The organism is Cellulomonas triticagri, from assembly GCF_003696205.1.
Lineage (GTDB): Bacteria > Actinomycetota > Actinomycetes > Actinomycetales > Cellulomonadaceae > Cellulomonas > Cellulomonas triticagri.
This window is the reverse complement of record NZ_RFFI01000237.1, coordinates 1-1,880: the sequence shown is the minus strand read 5'-3', so window position 1 is coordinate 1,880 and position 1,880 is coordinate 1. Positions and strand designations below refer to the sequence as shown.

The 1,880-nt window shown below is 79.1% G+C and carries 4 protein-coding genes; all 4 read right to left on the bottom strand.

Annotation, left to right across the window (positions count from 1 at the left end; translation table 11 throughout):
• Positions 1–295 (bottom strand): hypothetical protein (locus tag EBM89_RS20475; RefSeq protein WP_439647217.1); only part of this gene is annotated, 295 nt, incomplete at its 3' end.
• On the bottom strand, positions 282–848 hold the full coding sequence (locus tag EBM89_RS20470; RefSeq protein ID WP_158609745.1) for an RNA polymerase sigma factor: 567 nt from the start codon (positions 846–848) through the stop codon (positions 282–284). The genes EBM89_RS20470 and EBM89_RS20475, both read right to left, overlap by 14 nt.
• 40 nt (positions 849–888) lie before the next feature.
• The gene (locus EBM89_RS20465) at positions 889–1,302 is read right to left on the bottom strand and encodes a peptidase inhibitor family I36 protein (RefSeq protein ID WP_158609744.1); all 414 of its coding nucleotides are present in this window, start codon (positions 1,300–1,302) and stop codon (positions 889–891) included.
• A gap of 139 nt (positions 1,303–1,441) precedes the next feature.
• The coding region (locus EBM89_RS20460; RefSeq protein WP_233571892.1) for an ATP-binding protein at positions 1,442–1,880 on the bottom strand (439 nt) is incomplete at its 5' end.

Here is a 1,880-nt window from a genome sequence, read left to right as displayed (position 1 = left end):
CGGCCGCCGCGGTGAGCCACCGCCGCCGCGCGGTCCGCCGCAGCGGGACGACGGGGGCGACGGAGGGCACGGGCGCGTCGGCGGGGTCGTCGGTGTCGGCGTCGGCGTCCGCCGGGGCGGCCACGGCCGGACCCGCGCCGAGGATCGCCGCCAGCTCGGCCGCGACCTGCCCCTCGTCGTGCACGTCCGACGCGTCCTGCGCCTCGGCGACGGGCTCGCCGAGCCCCGCGGGCGCCAGCAGGGCGCGCAGGGCGGCGACCTCCGCGGCGGCGAGGTCGTGCTCACGGTCGGTCATCGCGCCCCCTCCCGTCGGCGTCGGCCGCGGCGTCCTGCGCGAGGAGCGTGGCGAGGCGGCCGCGGGCGCGCGAGAGCCGCGAGGTGAGGGCGGTGACGGAGCACCCCAGCACCTCGGCGGCCTCGCCCGGGGTCAGCCCGGCCCAGACGGTCAGGGCCATGGCCTCCCCCTCGGCGGGTGGCAGGTGGTCGAGGAGCCGGCGGGCGCGGTCGGCCGCGGCGACCTCGACGGCCGGGTCGGCGCCGTGCGGACGGGCGGGCTCGGCCGCCGCGACGCTCGCGACCGACCGCAGGGCGCGGTGGTGCTGCTCGCGCACGCGGAGGATCTTGTTGCGGGCGACGCCGAACACCCACGGGCGGAGGTGGTCGGGCCCGTGGGGCGCGTCGGCCCAGCGGCGCCACAGGACGAGGAACGTCTCGGCCACGACGTCCTCGGCGAGGTCGTCCGGGACCTGGCGGCGGGCGTACCCGCGGACCTGGGGCGAGAGCAGGCGGTAGGCGTCGGCGAAGCGGTCGGCGTCGGATCCGTCGGGGACGTCGGGCGCAGCACCCACGTCCCCACCCTGCGCCCCCACGCCACCTCGCACCCGGTCGTCAACACGTCGTCGCCGCCATCGTACGGACCGAGACGGTGGCCACGGAGGTGTTCGAGGTCTGCGCGCCCGTGTTCCAGCACACGCTGGACCCGCCGCCGGACGGCGCGTTGTACGTGCGGACGTCGAAGGCGGAGCGGTTCCACAGGGACTTCGCCTGGGTCAGCGGCGGGTTGAACGTGCCGCCGCTGGACACGGACCAGAACGTGCCGGTGTAGCCGGGCCCGGACCAGAGGCAGAACGCCCCCGGGGAGCACTGGGAGGCGCTCCGGGCGGCGGCGTCGAGGTCGGGGTCCGGCGCGTCGTCGGCCCGGGCGGCGGGTGCGGCGGCGAGCACGAGCACCGCCGCGACCGCGAGCGCCGCGGACCGCGGGCGCCGGGTCGGGCGCTCGGGTCGGGCGCTGCAGGTGGGCACACCCGGGACATCCGAGGAGGGGCGGCGACGGTCACGGAGAAGGCGTGTGAGATGCATCACAGGATGTTCTCAGCCGGAGCACCACTCAGCCCGCCCGGGCACCGCCCCTGCACCCACCCCCTACGCAGTCCGCCCGGGGTCACCGTCGAACGGGCACGTCGAGCACCGCGCGCAGCCCCGGGGCACCGTCCTCGCGGTCGGCGAGCCGCACGTCGCCGCCGTGCTCCCGGGCGACGGCGCGGGCGATGGCGAGCCCGAGCCCGCTGCCCGTCGCCGCGCCGTCCGCCCCCTCGGGCCCGACCGCTCGCACCCGGGCCTCGTCCAGCCGCACGAACCGCTCGAACACCCGCTCCCGGTCGTCGGGCGGGATCCCGGGGCCGTCGTCCTCGACCGCGACCCGCCCGTCCGCGACCTGCACCCGGACCCGGGCGTCCGCGTGCCGCAGGGCGTTGTCGACCAGGTTCCGGACGGCGCGGCCGAGCGCGGCGGCGTCACCGACCGCCGCCCCGGCCCCGCGCACCTCGACCACGGCGCCGCCGCCGACCCCGCCACCCGCACCCGTGCGCGCCAGCGCGACC